14 protein-coding genes are annotated in these 14,592 nt (G+C 68.1%); 10 read left to right on the top strand and 4 right to left on the bottom strand.

The window, feature by feature from the left end:
* Window positions 1–6 precede the first annotated feature (6 nt).
* From GBB76_RS15725 to GBB76_RS15695, 7 genes are all read left to right on the top strand, one after another.
* Window positions 7–732 (top strand): amino acid ABC transporter ATP-binding protein, encoded by a 726-nt coding sequence (locus GBB76_RS15725; protein WP_152304175.1) that lies wholly within the window; start codon window positions 7–9, stop codon window positions 730–732.
* 39 nt (window positions 733–771) lie between these two features.
* Complete coding sequence (locus tag GBB76_RS15720; RefSeq protein WP_152304174.1) at window positions 772–1,668, top strand: dihydrodipicolinate synthase family protein; 897 nt, start codon at window positions 772–774, stop codon at window positions 1,666–1,668.
* A gap of 133 nt (window positions 1,669–1,801) precedes the next feature.
* Window positions 1,802–3,058: an FAD-binding oxidoreductase gene (locus tag GBB76_RS15715; protein WP_152304173.1), complete on the top strand. Its 1,257-nt coding sequence runs from the start codon at window positions 1,802–1,804 to the stop codon at window positions 3,056–3,058.
* Between the two features lie 12 nt (window positions 3,059–3,070).
* The gene (locus GBB76_RS15710) at window positions 3,071–4,072 is read left to right on the top strand and encodes a 4-hydroxyproline epimerase (RefSeq protein WP_152304172.1); all 1,002 of its coding nucleotides are present in this window, start codon (window positions 3,071–3,073) and stop codon (window positions 4,070–4,072) included.
* Between the two features lie 171 nt (window positions 4,073–4,243).
* Window positions 4,244–5,347, top strand: coding sequence for a cis-3-hydroxy-L-proline dehydratase (locus GBB76_RS15705; protein ID WP_152304171.1), 1,104 nt, complete (start codon window positions 4,244–4,246; stop codon window positions 5,345–5,347).
* 153 nt (window positions 5,348–5,500) lie between these two features.
* Entirely contained in the window at window positions 5,501–6,538 is a 1,038-nt protein-coding gene (locus GBB76_RS15700) for a proline racemase family protein (protein ID WP_152304170.1), read from the top strand.
* Window positions 6,539–6,636: 98 nt separating this feature from the next.
* Window positions 6,637–7,629: a nucleotidyltransferase family protein gene (locus GBB76_RS15695; protein WP_152304169.1), complete on the top strand. Its 993-nt coding sequence runs from the start codon at window positions 6,637–6,639 to the stop codon at window positions 7,627–7,629.
* Here the strand turns inward: GBB76_RS15695 and GBB76_RS15690 are convergent.
* From GBB76_RS15690 to GBB76_RS15675, 4 genes are all read right to left on the bottom strand, one after another.
* On the bottom strand, window positions 7,626–8,642 hold the full coding sequence (locus GBB76_RS15690) for a serine kinase (RefSeq protein WP_152304168.1): 1,017 nt from the start codon (window positions 8,640–8,642) through the stop codon (window positions 7,626–7,628). The two genes, GBB76_RS15695 and GBB76_RS15690, sit on opposite strands and share 4 nt — an antisense overlap.
* On the bottom strand, window positions 8,626–9,051 hold the full coding sequence (locus tag GBB76_RS15685; RefSeq protein WP_152304167.1) for a lasso peptide biosynthesis B2 protein: 426 nt from the start codon (window positions 9,049–9,051) through the stop codon (window positions 8,626–8,628). The genes GBB76_RS15690 and GBB76_RS15685 overlap by 17 nt, the downstream gene beginning before the upstream one ends.
* A gap of 7 nt (window positions 9,052–9,058) precedes the next feature.
* A complete protein-coding gene (locus GBB76_RS15680) occupies window positions 9,059–9,343 on the bottom strand; it encodes a PqqD family protein (RefSeq protein ID WP_152304166.1) in 285 nt (94 codons plus the stop codon).
* 811 nt (window positions 9,344–10,154) lie between these two features.
* Window positions 10,155–10,943 carry a DeoR/GlpR family DNA-binding transcription regulator gene (locus GBB76_RS15675; RefSeq protein WP_152304165.1) on the bottom strand — a complete coding sequence of 263 codons (789 nt, stop codon included), beginning with the start codon at window positions 10,941–10,943 and terminating at the stop codon, window positions 10,155–10,157.
* A 529-nt stretch (window positions 10,944–11,472) separates the two neighbouring features.
* Between GBB76_RS15675 and GBB76_RS15670 the strand changes: the two genes are divergently transcribed.
* Genes GBB76_RS15670 through GBB76_RS15660 form a run of 3 tightly spaced genes read left to right on the top strand, consistent with a single transcriptional unit; the run spans window position 11,473 to window position 14,519 of the window.
* Window positions 11,473–12,021, top strand: a complete 549-nt coding sequence (locus GBB76_RS15670) for a TRAP transporter small permease subunit (RefSeq protein WP_246668952.1) — start codon at window positions 11,473–11,475, stop codon at window positions 12,019–12,021.
* Window positions 12,021–13,358, top strand: coding sequence for a TRAP transporter large permease subunit (locus GBB76_RS15665; protein WP_152304164.1), 1,338 nt, complete (start codon window positions 12,021–12,023; stop codon window positions 13,356–13,358). The genes GBB76_RS15670 and GBB76_RS15665 overlap by 1 nt, the downstream gene beginning before the upstream one ends.
* Before the next feature lie 48 nt (window positions 13,359–13,406).
* Entirely contained in the window at window positions 13,407–14,519 is a 1,113-nt protein-coding gene (locus tag GBB76_RS15660; RefSeq protein ID WP_152304163.1) for a C4-dicarboxylate ABC transporter, read from the top strand.
* Window positions 14,520–14,592: the final 73 nt, after the last annotated feature.

The following is a 14,592-nucleotide window of genomic DNA, read 5'->3' as shown; positions in this document are numbered from 1 at the left end:
ACCGAAATGTCGATCGAAATCCAGGACGTCCACAAATCCTTCGGCTCGCTCGAGGTGGTCAAGGGCGTCACCATGACCGTCGAGAAGGGCGAGGTGGTCTCCGTCATCGGAGGTTCCGGCTCGGGCAAGTCGACCCTGCTCATGTGCATCAACGGGCTGGAGCCGATCAATTCCGGCCGCATCCTCGTCGACGGCACCGACGTGCATGCGCGCGGCACCGACCTCAACAAGCTGCGCCGCAAGATCGGCATTGTTTTTCAACAGTGGAATGCCTTCCCCCACCTCACCGTGCTGGAGAACGTGATGCTCGCCCCGCGCAAGGTGCTCGGCAAGTCGCGGGCCGAGGCCGAGGCCATCGCGGTCGAGAAGCTCTCCCATGTCGGCCTGGCCGAGAAGCTGAAGGTCTACCCCTCCAAGCTCTCCGGCGGCCAGCAGCAGCGCATGGCCATCGCCCGCGCGCTGGCCATGTCGCCCGACTACATGCTGTTCGACGAGGTGACCTCGGCGCTCGACCCGCAACTGGTCGGCGAGGTGCTCGACACGATGCGCCTGCTCTCCTCCGAGGGCATGACGATGATCGTCGTCACCCACGAGATCGCCTTCGCCCGCGAGGTGTCGAACCGCGTCGCCTTCTTCCACAAGGGGCGCATCCACGAGATCGGCCCGCCGGCGCAGGTCATCGGCAACCCGCAGCAGCCGGAAACCATCGACTTCCTCAAATCCGTCCTCTGAGACGAACCCGTTCAGATCGAAGCACCAAGGAGCAGTCCCATGTGGCAGGGCGTCTATCCCGCCGTTACCGCGAAGTTCAACGAGGATGACAGCCTCGACCACAAGGAGATGGAGAAGAGCTTCGCCTTCCAGATCGATGCCGGCGTCGACGGCCTCATCGTCAACGGCTCGCTCGGCGAGGGCCCGATGCTCTCCCATGACGAGCGCCTCGCGGTGCTGAAGACGGCGAAGTCCGTGGCCGGCAAGCGTCCGGTGCTGATGACCATCGCCGATTCCGCCACGCGCGACTGCGCCTCGCTGGCCAAGCGCGCCGCGCAGGCCGGCGCCGACGGCCTCATGGTGGTGCCGAGCCTCGTCTACCACACCAACCACAAGGAGACGGTGGCCACCCTCTCGTCCATCGCCGAGGCCGCCGACCTGCCGGTGATGATCTATTCGAACCGCGTCGCCTACCGCGTCGACGTCACCGTCGAGGTGATGGCCGATCTGGCGAAGGACAAGCGCTTCGTCGCCATCAAGGAATCCTCCGACGACATCCGCCGCACCATCGAGATCTTCAACGCGCTGGGCGACCGCTACGACGTGTTCACCGGCGTCGACAACCTCGCCTATGAGGCGCTGGCGGTCGGCGCGGTCGGCTGGGTCGCCGGCCTCGTCATCGCCTTCCCGCACGAGACGGTGGCGATCTACAAGCTGATGAAGGCCAAGCGCTATGACGAGGCGCTGGCGATCTACCGCTGGTTCCGCCCGCTGCTCGACCTCGACGTGTCGACCTACCTCGTCCAGAACCTCAAGCTGGTCGAGGCGCTGGTGACCGGCACCACCGAGCGCGTGCGTGCGCCCCGCCTGCCGCTGGAAGGCGAGCTGCGCGCCAAGGTCGAGAAGACCGTTGCCGACGCCCTCGCCAACCGCCCGGCCCTCGCCAAGGCGGCGTGAGACCTTCTCGTCATCCCGGCCAAGGCGAAGCCGCCGAGCCGGGATCGCGCCCCGACCTCTCAGCCGATCCCGGATACGGCCTGCGGCCGTTCCGGGATGACGGGGCGTGGCAGCGGATCCCCCGGATTCGGCGATGCGTGAGCACAAGAGAATGAGTGAGGACATAGCTGTCGTCGGCGCCGGCATCGTCGGCCTCGCCACCGCCTTCCACCTGCTCGCCGAGGGGCACCGCGTGCGCCTTGTCGAGCGTGGCGGCGTGGCGGAGGGGGCGAGCTTCGGCAATGCCGGGGCGCTGGCCTTCACCGACATTCTGCCGCTCGCCTCGCCGGGCATATTGCGCAAGGCGCCGAAATGGCTGCTCGACCCGCTGGGGCCGCTCGCCATCCCGCCATCCTACCTGCCGCAGATCACGCCGTGGCTGCTCCGCTTCTGGCGCGCCAGCCTGCCGGACCGCTACCGCGGCTCCCTCGAGGCGCAGGGCAATCTGATGCGCCTCGCCTCCCGCGCCATGGACGCGATGATCGACGCCGCCGGCCTTTCCGGGCATGTGCGCCAGGACGGCAATCTCCAGCTTTATGAGAGCGAGGCCGAGCTTTCCGCCGCGCAGCCCGGCTGGGATGCGCGGGCGCGCGAGGGCATCGCCTTCGAGCATGTGCGCGGCGAGCGCCTCGCCGGATTGCAGCCCGGCCTGTCGCCCCGCTTCGTCGCCGGCACCTTCACGCCGCACTGGCAGACGGTGGACGACCCCCACCGCTTCGCCCTCGCCTTGTTCCGCGCGGTGATGGAGCGCGGCGCGACGATCTCCCATGGCGAGGTGAGCGCCATCGCGCCCGCCGCCGAGGGCGTGAGCCTGCGTCTGACTGACGGCACGACGCTGGACGCCGCCCGCGTGGTACTGGCCGGCGGCGCCTGGTCGCGCCCGCTGGCCCGCCAGCTCGGCGACGCGATCCCTTTGGAAACCGAGCGCGGCTACAACACCACCCTGCCGCCCGGCGCCTTCGATGTGCGGCGCCAGCTCACCTTCGGCGGCCACGGCTTCGTGGTGACGCCGCTCGTCACCGGAATCCGGGTCGGCGGCGCGGTGGAACTGGGCGGGCTGAAGCTGCCGCCGAACTTCAAACGTTCCGAGGCGATGCTGAAGAAGGCCGCCGACTTCCTGCCCGGCCTTCGCACCGAGGGCGGCACGCAGTGGATGGGCTTCCGCCCCTCGCTGCCGGACAGCCTGCCGGTGATCGGCGCCTCCCGCGCCAGCCCCCGCGTGCTCTATGCCTTCGGCCATGGCCATCTCGGCCTCACCCAGAGCGCGGCGACCGGCAAGCTGATCGCCGACCTCGTGGCCGGACGCTCGCCGTCCGTCCCGCTCGCCCCCTTCCGTCCCGACCGCTTCTGACGAGTACAATCCATGGCGCGACACAGCTTCTTCTGCATAGACGGCCACACCTGCGGCAATCCCGTGCGGCTGGTGGCCGGCGGTGGGCCGAACCTCGTCGGTTCGACCATGATCGAGAAGCGCGCCCATTTCCTGCGCGAGTTCGACTGGATCCGCACCGGGCTGATGTTCGAGCCGCGCGGCCACGACATGATGTCGGGCTCGATTCTCTATCCCCCGACCCGGCCGGACTGCGACGTCGCCATCCTGTTCATCGAGACCTCGGGCTGCCTGCCCATGTGCGGGCACGGCACCATCGGCACCGTGACCATGGCGATCGAGCACGGGCTCGTCACCCCGAAGGTGCCGGGCGTGCTGATGCTCGACACGCCGGCCGGCGTGGTGAAGGCCGAATACACGCAGGTCGGGCAATATGTGGAAGAGGTGCGCATCACCAACGTGCCCGGCTTCCTCTATGCGCAGGGCCTGACGGCGGAGTGCCCGGAACTCGGCGAGATCACCGTCGACGTGGCCTATGGCGGGAATTTCTACGCCATCGTCGAGCCGCAGGAGAATTTCCGCGACATGGCGGACTTCACCGCCGGCCAGTTGGTGGGCATGAGCCCGGGCCTGCGCCGGGCGCTCAACGCGAAATACGAGTTCGTGCACCCGGAAAAGCCTGAGATCCGCGGCCTGTCGCACATCCTCTGGACCGGCGCCGCCCGCGACCCGCAGGCGCATGCGCGCAACGCGGTGTTCTACGGCGACAAGGCCATCGACCGCTCGCCCTGCGGCACCGGCACCTCCTCGCGCATGGCCCATCTCGCCGCGCTCGGCAAGCTGAAGGTCGGCGACGACTTCGTGCATGAGAGCATCATCGGCTCGCTGTTCAAGGGCCGGGTCGAGGCGACGGTGAAGGTGGGCGAGCGCGACGCCATCATCCCCTCCATCGGCGGCTGGGCCCGCATGACCGGCTACAACACCATCTTCATCGACGACCGCGACCCCTTCGCGCACGGCTTCGTGGTGGTGTGACGGGTTCTTCCTTCGGCGCACCGTCATCCTGAGGTGCGAGCGAAGCGAGCCTCGAAGGATCGTCGAGCAGGGCGTCCTCCTGCTTGAGCCTCCTTCGAGGCCCGGCCTGCGGCCGGGCACCTCAGGATGACGGCGTTCGCAAAATCCGTTTGGGCCGCGAAAGGGCACGACATGAAGATCACCGGCATCAAGGCCTACAAGGTCGGGCTTCCCCTCAAGGAGGGCCGCTACAACTGGTCGAACGGCAATTTCGTCGAGGTGTTCGATTCCACCGTCGTCGCGGTGGAGACCGATGCCGGCATCACCGGCTATGCCGAGTGCTGCCCGCTCGGCTCGGCTTACCTGCCCGCCTATGCCCACGGCGTGCGCGCGGGACTTGAGGAGATCGGCCCGAAGGTGATCGGCCTCGACCCGACCGACCTCAACGTGCTGAACCGCCATATGGATTCGGTGCTGCGCGGCCACCCCTATGTGAAGGCGCCGATCGACATCGCCTGCTGGGACATTCTCGGCAAGGTCACGGGCCTTCCGGTCTACAAGCTGCTCGGCGGCGCGGCGCAGGAAAAGGTCGCGCTCTACCGCGCCATCTCGCAGGAAGCGCCCGAGGCGATGGCCAAGAAGATCGCCGGCTACAAGGCTGAGGGCTACACCAAGTTCCAGCTCAAGGTCGGCGGCGACGCCGATCAGGACATCGACCGCATCCGCGCCACCCGCAATATTCTCGACGCTTCCGACATCCTCGTCGCCGACGCCAACACCGGCTGGACCCGGGCGGAAGCCGCGCGCATCGCCGCCAGCGTCGCCGATCTCGACGTCTATATCGAGCAGCCCTGCCCCACTTATGAGGAATGCGTCTCGGTACGCCGGCGCACCAATCGCCCCTTCGTGCTCGACGAGGTAATCGACGGCGTCGCCACGCTCCAGCGCGCGCTGGCGGACGACGCGATGGACATCATCAACCTGAAGATCTCCAAGGTCGGCGGGCTGACCAAGGCGCGGCTGATGCGCGACATCTGCGTCGCCTCGGGCACGCCGATGACCATCGAGGACACCTGGGGCGGCGATATCGTCACCGCCACCATCGCCCATCTCGCCCGCTCGACGCCGGAGGAGTTCTCCTTCTCCGCCACCGATTTCAACAGCTATGGCACGGTCGACATCGCCACCGGGGCGCCGAAGCGCGAGAACGGCTTCATGACCGCCTCCGATGCGCCGGGCCTCGGCATCACGCCGATCTTCGACGTGCTCGGCGACCCGGCGGTGGTGATCGGCTGAGCGCTTTCGCTCCCTCTCCCCGCCGGGGAGAGGGTTGGGGTGAGGGGTCTTCGACGCTCCGCGATCGCGGAGCCCCTCACCGACCCGCTTCGCGGGCCACCTCTCCCCAGCGGGGAGAGGGTCAAGGCGCCGCACTGAAACACGAGGCCCCCCATGCGCTCATCCAAGGTCATCCACATCGTCGGCTGCCATGCCGAGGGCGAGGTCGGCGACGTCATCGTCGGCGGCGTCTCCCCGCCGCCGGGCGACACTGTGTGGGCGCAGTCGCGCTTCATCGCCTCCGACAACACGCTCCGCAATTTCGTGCTGCAGGAACCGCGCGGGGGCGTGTTCCGTCATGTGAACCTGCTGGTGCCGCCGAAGGACCCGAAGGCGGTTGCGGCGTGGATCATCATGGAGCCGGAAGACACCCCGCCCATGTCCGGCTCCAACTCGATCTGCGTCGCCACCGTGCTGCTCGACACCGGCATCGTGCCGATGGTGGAGCCTGAAACCCACATGGTGCTGGAGGCCCCGGGCGGGCTGATCGAGGCCACCGCCTATTGCCGCAATGGCAAGGCCGAGCGGATCAAGGTGCGCAACCATCCTTCCTTCGCCGACAAGCTCGACGCGAAACTGGAGGTCGAGGGCCTCGGCACGCTCACCGTCGACACCGCCTATGGCGGCGACAGCTTCTGCATCGTCGACGCCCATGCGCTCGGCTTCTCCATCCGCCCGGACGAGGCGAAGGATCTGGCCGAGACCGGCATGAAGATCGTCAAGGCGGCCAACCGCCAGCTCGGCTTCAAACACCCGGAGAATGCCGACTGGAACCACATCTCCTTCTGCCAGTTCGCCGCCCCCGTGGTGGAGGAAAACGGCGTGAAGACCGGCGCCAACGCGGTCGCCATCCGCCCCGGCAAGATCGACCGCTCGCCGACCGGCACCGGCTGCTCGGCCCGCATGGCGGTGCTGCACGCCAAGGGACAGCTCAAGATCGGCGAGACCTTCATCGGCCGCTCGATCATCGATTCGCGCTTCGAGTGCCGCATCGAGGGCGAGACCTCGGTCGGCGGCCGGCCGGCGATCTTCCCCTCCATCATGGGCCGCGCCTGGGTGACGCACACCGCCCAGCTCATGCTCGACCCCGAAGACCCCTGGCCGACCGGCTACCGCCTCTCCGACACCTGGCCGGTCTGGAAGCAGGACTGAGCGGTCCGTCCCGCTATGGCGGGAGCCACCGGCACCATGGTAAGGCTCGGCTCCCGTCGCGCGGTCGCGCGGCGAGACGCCGTGACGGAGGCCGTGCCGTGCCACTCGCTCCCGAGGAGAAACGCCTCCTCTGCCAGCTCGCCGACCCCGAGGCGACAGCGCCGGACGCGGCGCTCTGGTCCGATGCCCGGCTCGGACGGCTTTTCGAACTGGCGCGCGCGCATGGCGTGCTCGCCATCGTCTGGCGCAAGCTGCGCGGCGCGGCGCGGGGCGAGGGCCGCAGCGAGGCTTTCCGCGCCGACATCGAGCGCATCGAGACCGAGCACACGCTGACCGTCGGGCGCGCCATGCTGCTGCGCCACCACGCGGCGCGCATCGGCGCCCGGCTGCGCGAGCGCGCCATTCCGGCCGAGATCGTCAAGGGGCCGGTCTTCGCCGACCGGCTTTACACGCACGCCTCCGACCGCACCTTCACCGATATCGACATCCTCGCCGACCCCGGCGACCTTGACGGCATCGGCGCCGCGCTGGCCGATTGCGGCTTCGTACTGCACGAGAAGGTGTGGGACAACTCGGCCCGCTACCTCGAATATAAATGGTTCTTCGAGGGCAACCCGCAGCTCATGGTCGAGGCGCAGGGCGACCTCGTACACTATCCCTCGCTGCGCCGGCGCCTGTCCTTCGGCTATGCCGAGCTCAAGGCGGTGAGCGAGGGAGCCGAGCCGAGCCCGGCCGGCATGCTGATCGTGGCGGCCATCCATGCGCTGGGCGGGCACAAATTCCATCGCCTGCAATTCGCGGTCGATATGCTGCAGGCGGCGCGGCACATCGTGGACGAGGCCGCGCTCGCGCGCGCGGTGGCCCGCGTCGGGGCCGAACTGGAGGTCGGCGCCGCGCTCCACGTGACGGCGGACCTGTTCGGCGATGCGCGAACGGCGGCACTCGCCGACCGCTTCGATGGCGGGCGCCGGGGCGCGCTGGGGCGGCGGCTGCTGACCGCCGACGCCGTTCTCGACGCCATGCCGAAGCCCAGCCGCGGCTCGCATCTGCGCCGCCACGGCTTCCGCTGGCTTCAGCTCCTCCGCGCCTAGGCGAGCGGCTCCAGCGCCTCGCGCACCCGCGCCCCGATATTGGCGACATCCGCGCCGACGCGAAGCTCGAACACCGGCGTCGACGAGGCCAGCCGCGCGAGCATCGCCCAGCGCCCGGCCTGATGGGTCTGAAGCCCCTCGCGGCCCCCGCGCACATTGTCGGCGGCCAGCGCCGCCAGCGCGTCGACGCGGGCCTGCGGCAACACCTGTGTCGGCCCCTCGCCGCGCGTCACCATGAACAGTCCGGCGACCGGGCGCGGACGGCGATCCTCGATGCGCGCGGGCGGGCCGAGCCGCTCCAGCGGCACCGCCTGCTCGCCGGCCGCGTCCCACGTGTCGGTCAGGGCGGGCGCCAGCCAGGGCAGCAGCTCGGCCGTGCGGTGATGAATCTTGACGAAGCGCGGCAGGCCCCAGGCGCAGATGCCGCCGGCGCCGATCACGATGGCATCGTCCGCGCACAGGCCGAAGCCGGCACCGGCCAGAGCGAGCGCCGTCGTCGTCTTGCCGGTGCCGCTCGGCGCGTGCAGCAGCACCAGCGCGTCGCGGTCCGGCAGCGTCAGGCCAGCGGCGTGGATGAGGGCCTGCCCGAAGGCGTCGATCACCATCTCCAGCGTCAGCAGGCCGGCGGCGGAAGCCGAGCGGAACTCCGCCCCCGGCGCGGTGACGATCTCGGCGCGCCGCCGCGACGGCTCGATCAGCACCGAGACGTCCGGCCCGCGCAGCAGCAGACCCTCGCCGCGCCGGTGAAAGTCGAAATCGCCCTCGCCGGGAATGGGGCCGGAAGCGAACAGCGTGTCGCCCGGCACCGACTCATGGAACGCGCCATGCCGCAGCGTCAGACGGAAATCGGGCGCGCCCTCCGGCTCGACCCGCAGCGAGGCGAGAAAGCGGTCGAGCGGCAGCAGCAGGCTGGCCGCCTCCGCCGCGAGGGCGAGGCGGCGGCCGCCGAAATCGTAATGGGCGAGGTGGGGATCCGGCGCGGCGCGCGCGCACCCGTCAGAGGCGGTGGACATAGATCGTCACCATGTCCGGCGTGCGGTCGCTGAGGACCGGCCGGCCGTCGAGACAGACCCAGCAATGGGCCGCCAGCTGGCCGGTCGGCACGGATCCCCGCTCCACCGCGAAATGCAGTTCCGGCGACAGGCCCGCCTGCGCCATATAGCCGAATCCCAGCAGCCCCTGCCGCAGGCAGCGGCGGTCGCGCATGAGCAGCGGGCGGCGAGTCACGCGCTGGACCGTGCGGCTGATATAATCAGGCGAGAGACCGGCGTAGCGCGGCTGCGGCGCTGCGGGCACGACCTTCAGCACCTCCTCGAAGCTGCGCCCGGCAAGACGGAAGGGCAGCAGCCGGGCCGCCAGCCAGACATCGGCGCGAAAACGCAGGCGACGCAGCAGCGCGGGCGCGCCGGAGGCCCTCGCCATGGCGCCCTCACCCCGTCCGCTGGATCACGCGCTCGTCCAGAAGCTGGAGCGCAAGCGAGCCGAAATCCGCGGCGAGCGTTTCCGAATCGGCGTCGAACTCGGCGCCGAGCAGATCGATCACCTCGGCGAAGCTGCGCGCGCCGTCCAGCTTGAGCAGGAAGGCCTCGGTGGTCTCGTTGCAGGTGAAAAGCTGGCCGCTGTCGGCGAGCAGCACGACGGCGCCCTCCCCGACCGACTGCACCGACGCCATCGGCGCGAGCGCGAGAATGGTGGTCGACTCAATAGGCGCCATGAACATCGTCACTCATGCACGAAAACCCCGCGCGGTCGCTCGCAGGCGCAACCGCACGCCATGCTGCCGCCAAACAGGAAGCGCCCGCAAGCACAAAAAGCCCGGCAAGCCGGGCTATCCCATGCACAGGCGAACGGCCCGGAAGGCCAGCCGCCGTCACACCGTCGGCGTATAGCCCGACGTCACGGGCAGCGTCGCCGCCACGACGGCCGACAGGTTCTGAACCTTCACGAAGGCCGGCGCCGCATAGGTCTTGCGCATGTCGAAATCCCTTTGAATCATAATACCTTGCCCACTGTAGAGGGCGGCGTTGGTGGCGCGTCAACCCACCGGAGTGTAGCCGGAGGTCACCGGCAGCGACGCCGCCACGACCGCCGACAGATTCTGCACCTTCACGAAGGCCGGCACCGCATAGGTCTTGCGCATATCGAAACTCATCTCGTCCGATGCCGCCTGCCCTGGCACGCATCCGCGCGACACACGCAGACCGCCGGGAAACCGCAAAGATGTGGGAAAGGATGGAACCCGCAGCCGCCCACCGGCGGCGCGCGAAATCCCGTCAGGTGTAGTGCACGTAGCCCGAAGTGACCGGCGGCGGAGGCGCCGCCGTGATCGCCGACAGCGACTGCGCCTTCACGAAGGTCGGCGCCAGATAGATCTTACGCATTTAGTCCCCCCCAAACCAACCCCTCTCGCGCCGAAGGATCGGCGGAAAAGGATATCCACCCTAGAGTACCGATAGACGGGTGCATTGCAAGGGCCGGCGACGGCATTACCCCCGTTTATCGCCCCGCCCCGAACGGTATCGTGTTCAGGCGGGCTCGACGGCGACAAGCTCGACGCCGGCGGCCGTCAGGGCCCGTCCCATCGGCTCGGACGGGGGCTGGTCCGTCACCAGAGTGTGGATCGCGGCCAGGGGCGCCACCTCGAAGACGGCGCGGCGGTCGAACTTGCTGTGGTCCGCCAGCACGGTCACGCGGTCGGCACGCTCGATCATGGCCTTGGCGACCTCGGCCTCCTGCAGGTCGAAATCCATCATGCAGGTCTGGTCGATGGCGCCGACGGTGAGCACGGCGTGGCGGGCGCGGAACTTGCCGATCTGCTCGAGCGCCAGCGGTCCGAGACTCTCGCCGGCATCCGCCCCGTAAGCGCCGCCGATCAGGAACACCTTGTGGCCATGGCCGGCGAGCGTGGCGGCGATACGCGGCGCGTTGGTGATGACCACCAGCGGCGGCCGGCCGGCCAGCGCCTCGGCGAAGGCGACCGTCGTGCTGCCGGTATCGACGAAGAGCGAATCATCGGGCTGGAAAAGCGCGCTCGCCGCCGCCGCGATGCGGGCCTTGCCGGCGGCGTTCTGCGCCATGCGCTGGGCGAAGGGCCACTCCTTCTCGGTCACGGCGGCCGGCACCGCGACGGGGACGCCGATCGCCCGGGCGCCGCCATGGAAGCGCCTGAGCCGCCCCGCCGTGTCGAGGCGGGAAAGGTCGCGCCGGACGGTCTCGTGCGACACGCCGAGCTCGCGCGCCAGCACCTCCACGCTCGCCTCACCGGAGCGGGCGACAAGCGCCAGTATGACTTCATGGCGTGAGGTTGGCTGCACGTCCCGTCCCTGCCCTTCCGGTATCCGGCGCCCGGCCGTAGCGTGGATACACCCGCGCCATCTCGTGTCCTGACAAGATCAGACGATGACCGAACGGTCAAGCTCCCTCTATCATTTTTGACCGTATGGGCACATATGAGTCACCATTCTTGCCCGTTTGGGCGAAATGGGCGAAATTCGGCCTTCCTTTCCCGAAAAAACCGGGTACATTGCTCGGAAGTGCGAAAAAAGCGAGCATGCACACAAGCGGTGCAAGGCCGCGCCAGGGGATTGCAGATGACGACATATCGGAAGCCGGCCGCATAGCCCGACGGGGGGCAGGCTGCCGGGCCAGGACCGTGGCGCCGTTGCGCGCGCGGCCGGCTCGGGCAGGGCGTCCCCACGCATCGAGGCGATCCATCCATTCGCATCGCGAGCCCGCGAGCGGGGCTGAAAGCCCGCCCGTGACAGGTCCGGTGTGTCCCATGCGTCGCGCCCCGGCGACAGGCCCGAGGGCAGCGTATTCTCCTCCAGCAAGCGGAGTGACGGCGTGAACGTGGAAAGTGCGGCGCAACGCAAACCGGAAGGCGTCTGGGGTGGCATCGCCCGCTATGTACGCTTCGTCGACCGCATCTCGGACTATGTCGGCTATCTCGCCGCCTCGCTCATTTTCATGATGGGCGGCGTGCTGATCTTCGACGCCATCACCCGCAACCTTCTGAAGATGCCGGTGCACTGGGCGGTGGAACTGACCCAGTTCACCCTCGCCGCCTACTACTTCATGGGCGGGCCGTTCACGCTCAAGAACAACGAGCACGTGCGCATGGACCTCTGGTACTCGACGCTCACGGAGCGCGGGAAAGCGAAGGTCGATCTCGTCACGGTCTGGTGCCTGATCTTCTATCTGGCCGTCCTGCTGACAGGCTCGATCTCCAGCCTGCAATACGCCATCGCCACCAATGAGAAGCGCTTCTCGATCTGGAATCCCTCGGTGATCCCGATCAAGGCGCTGCTGACCGCCTGTCTCGTGCTGATGCTGCTGCAGGCCTTCTCCCTCGTCTGCAAGCACATCGCCACGCTGCGCGGGGAGAAGCTCTGATGACCTATGAGATGATCGCGCTGCTCATGTTCGCGTCGATGGTCGTGGCGCTCATCAGCGGGCAGCTCGTCTTCGCCGGCATCGGCTTCGTCGCCTCCGCCGCCGCGCTGCTGCTCTACGGCCCCGGCGCGATGGACCTGCCGTTCAACCAGGTCTTCAAGCTGTTCAACTGGTACGCCATGCTGACGCTGCCCATGTTCATCTACATGGGCTACATCCTGGCCGAGTCCGGGATCGCGGAGGACCTCTATCGAGCCCTGCACGTCTGGTTCGGGCGCTTCACCGGCGGCCTCGCCATCGGCACCATCTTCCTGATGGTCATCATCTCGGCGATGAACGGCCTGTCCGTCGCCGGCATGGCGATCGGCGCCACCATCGCGCTGCCGGAGATGATCCGCCGCGGCTATGACAAGGTGCTGATCTCGGGCGTGGTGCAGGGCGGCTCGTCGCTCGGCATCCTCATCCCGCCCTCGGTCGTGCTGGTGCTCTACGGCATGATCGCCCGCCAGCCGGTCTCCAAGCTCTGGTTCGCCGGCGTCGGCCCCGGCCTGCTGATGGCGGCGCTCTTCATCATCTACATCTATGTCAGGGTGAAGCTGAACCCGAAGCTGGCGCCCAAGCTGACCGACGAAGAGCTGAACATGCCCTTCCGCGAGAAGCTGGCGCTGGCGCGGGCGGGCATCATTCCCTTCGCCATCTTCTTCTTCATGACCGGGCTGTTCGTGTTCGGTGTCACCAGCCTGGTTGAAAGCTCGGCGGTCGGCGCCACCACGGCGACGCTGGCGGCGCTCGCCAAGCGACGGCTGAACTGGCCGGTGGTGCGCGACACCGCGCTGAAGACGCTGAACGTCTCCTGCATGTTCATGTGGCTCATCCTCGCCGCGCTCGCCTTCGGCACGGTGTTCGACGGGCTCGGCGCGGTGAAGGCGGTCGAGTTCCTGTTCGTCAAGCAGTGGGATCTCAATCCCTGGACCATCATCATCATGATGCAGCTCAGCTTCATCGTGATGGGGATGTTCCTCGACGACACGGCGATGCTGGTCATCGTGGCGCCGCTCTACATCCCGCTGGTGAAGGCGCTCGATCTCGGCTTCGACAACCAGCTCATCTGGTACGGCATCCTCTACACGATCACCTGCCAGATCGCCTACATAACCCCGCCCTTCGGCTACAACCTGTTCCTGATGCGCTCGCTGGCGCCGAAGGAAATCTCGCTGATCGACATCTACAAATCGATCTGGCCCTTCGCCGCGATCATGCTGTTCACCATCATCATCCTGATGGTCTTCCCGCAGATCGCGCTCTGGCTGCCCGAACACATGAACGTCAAGGGCTGAGCCAGATTCCTGTTGCCGACAATGTCCATAAATCCAGAGGAGCAACGCATGACCGACGACAGCAAGAAGGCCGGCGTGAAGAAGCCGGATCCCGCCGCCGACGCGATACTCGCCAGCCGCCGCAACTTCCTCGGCAAGGCGGCGCTGGGCACCGGCGCCGCGCTGGCCAGCACGACGCTGGCGGCGCCCGCCGTCCTGGCCCAGACCGGCCCGATCAAGTGGCGCCTGCAGACCTATTCGGGCGCCCCGCTCGGTGCCCATGTCATCAAGCCGCAGATCGACGCGTTCAACGCGGCGGCCAATGGCGAGATGGTGATCGAGCTCTACTACGCCGACCAGCTCGTGCCGACCTCGGACCTGTTCCGCGCGCTCCAGTCCGGCACGCTCGACGCGGTGCAGTCGGACGAGGCCACCATGGCCTCGCCGGTCGACATCGCCGTGTTCGGCGGCTACTTCCCCTTCGCCACCCGCTACAGTCTCGATGTGCCGGCGCTGTTCCGCTACTACGGGCTGAAGGAGATCTGGGAAGAGGCCTATGCCGACGTTCCCAACGTCACCTGGCTGTCCACCGGCGCCTGGGATCCGCTGCACATCTTCACGGTGAACAAGCCGATCAAGAGCCTCGCCGACATGAAGGGCCTGCGCGTCTTCGGCGTGCCGACGGCCGGCAAGTTCCTGTCGAAGTACGGCCTCGTGCCGGTGACGATCCCGTGGGACAACGTCGAGGTGGCGCTGCAGACCGGCGAACTCGACGGCGTGGCCTGGTGCGGCTTCACCGAGGCCTATGAGGTGGGCTGGGCGGATGTGTGCAACTACGCGCTGACCAACTCCGTCACCGGCGCCTGGTTCGGCAGCTACTTCGCCAATTCGCCGAGCTGGGCGAAGGTGCCGCCGCACCTGAAGGAGCTGTTCCTGATGAGCATCGACCAGTCGCACTACTACCGCGACGTCTGGTACTGGGGCGGCGAAGCCAAGCTGCGCGTCGAGGGCCAGAAGATGGAACTCACCTCGCTGCCGCCGGCCGACTGGGCGACGGTCGTCAACGACTCCAAGGGCTTCTGGGACGAAGTCGCCTCCTCCAGCCCGCGCGCGGGCCGCGTCGTCGCCGCCTTCAAGAAGTACGACGAGACGATGCAGAAGGCCGGCTACCCCTACCGCTGAGCGCGCCGCCGCCAGCCGCACTGCTGCGACCCCGCCCGCCTCCACGGGCGGGGTCGTTCCCCCTCGCGGCACC

The sequence above is a fragment of the Ancylobacter sp. TS-1 genome (assembly GCF_009223885.1).
GTDB lineage: Bacteria > Pseudomonadota > Alphaproteobacteria > Rhizobiales > Xanthobacteraceae > Ancylobacter.
This window is presented reverse-complemented; position numbering and strand designations above follow the sequence as displayed.

What these genes read in the sequence shown, in the direction of transcription:
- GBB76_RS15725 (WP_152304175.1), top strand. Translation starts at nt 7, where the DNA reads ATGTCGATCGAAATCCAGGACGTCCACAAATCCTTCGGCTCGCTCGAG.
- GBB76_RS15720 (WP_152304174.1), top strand. Translation starts at nt 772, where the DNA reads ATGTGGCAGGGCGTCTATCCCGCCGTTACCGCGAAGTTCAACGAGGAT.
- GBB76_RS15715 (WP_152304173.1), top strand. Translation starts at nt 1,802, where the DNA reads ATGCGTGAGCACAAGAGAATGAGTGAGGACATAGCTGTCGTCGGCGCC.
- GBB76_RS15710 (WP_152304172.1), top strand. Translation starts at nt 3,071, where the DNA reads ATGGCGCGACACAGCTTCTTCTGCATAGACGGCCACACCTGCGGCAAT.
- GBB76_RS15705 (WP_152304171.1), top strand. Translation starts at nt 4,244, where the DNA reads ATGAAGATCACCGGCATCAAGGCCTACAAGGTCGGGCTTCCCCTCAAG.
- GBB76_RS15700 (WP_152304170.1), top strand. Translation starts at nt 5,501, where the DNA reads ATGCGCTCATCCAAGGTCATCCACATCGTCGGCTGCCATGCCGAGGGC.
- GBB76_RS15690 (WP_152304168.1), bottom strand. Translation starts at nt 8,642, where the DNA reads ATGTCCACCGCCTCTGACGGGTGCGCGCGCGCCGCGCCGGATCCCCAC.
- GBB76_RS15685 (WP_152304167.1), bottom strand. Translation starts at nt 9,051, where the DNA reads ATGGCGAGGGCCTCCGGCGCGCCCGCGCTGCTGCGTCGCCTGCGTTTT.
- GBB76_RS15680 (WP_152304166.1), bottom strand. Translation starts at nt 9,343, where the DNA reads ATGGCGCCTATTGAGTCGACCACCATTCTCGCGCTCGCGCCGATGGCG.
- GBB76_RS15665 (WP_152304164.1), top strand. Translation starts at nt 12,021, where the DNA reads ATGACCTATGAGATGATCGCGCTGCTCATGTTCGCGTCGATGGTCGTG.
- GBB76_RS15660 (WP_152304163.1), top strand. Translation starts at nt 13,407, where the DNA reads ATGACCGACGACAGCAAGAAGGCCGGCGTGAAGAAGCCGGATCCCGCC.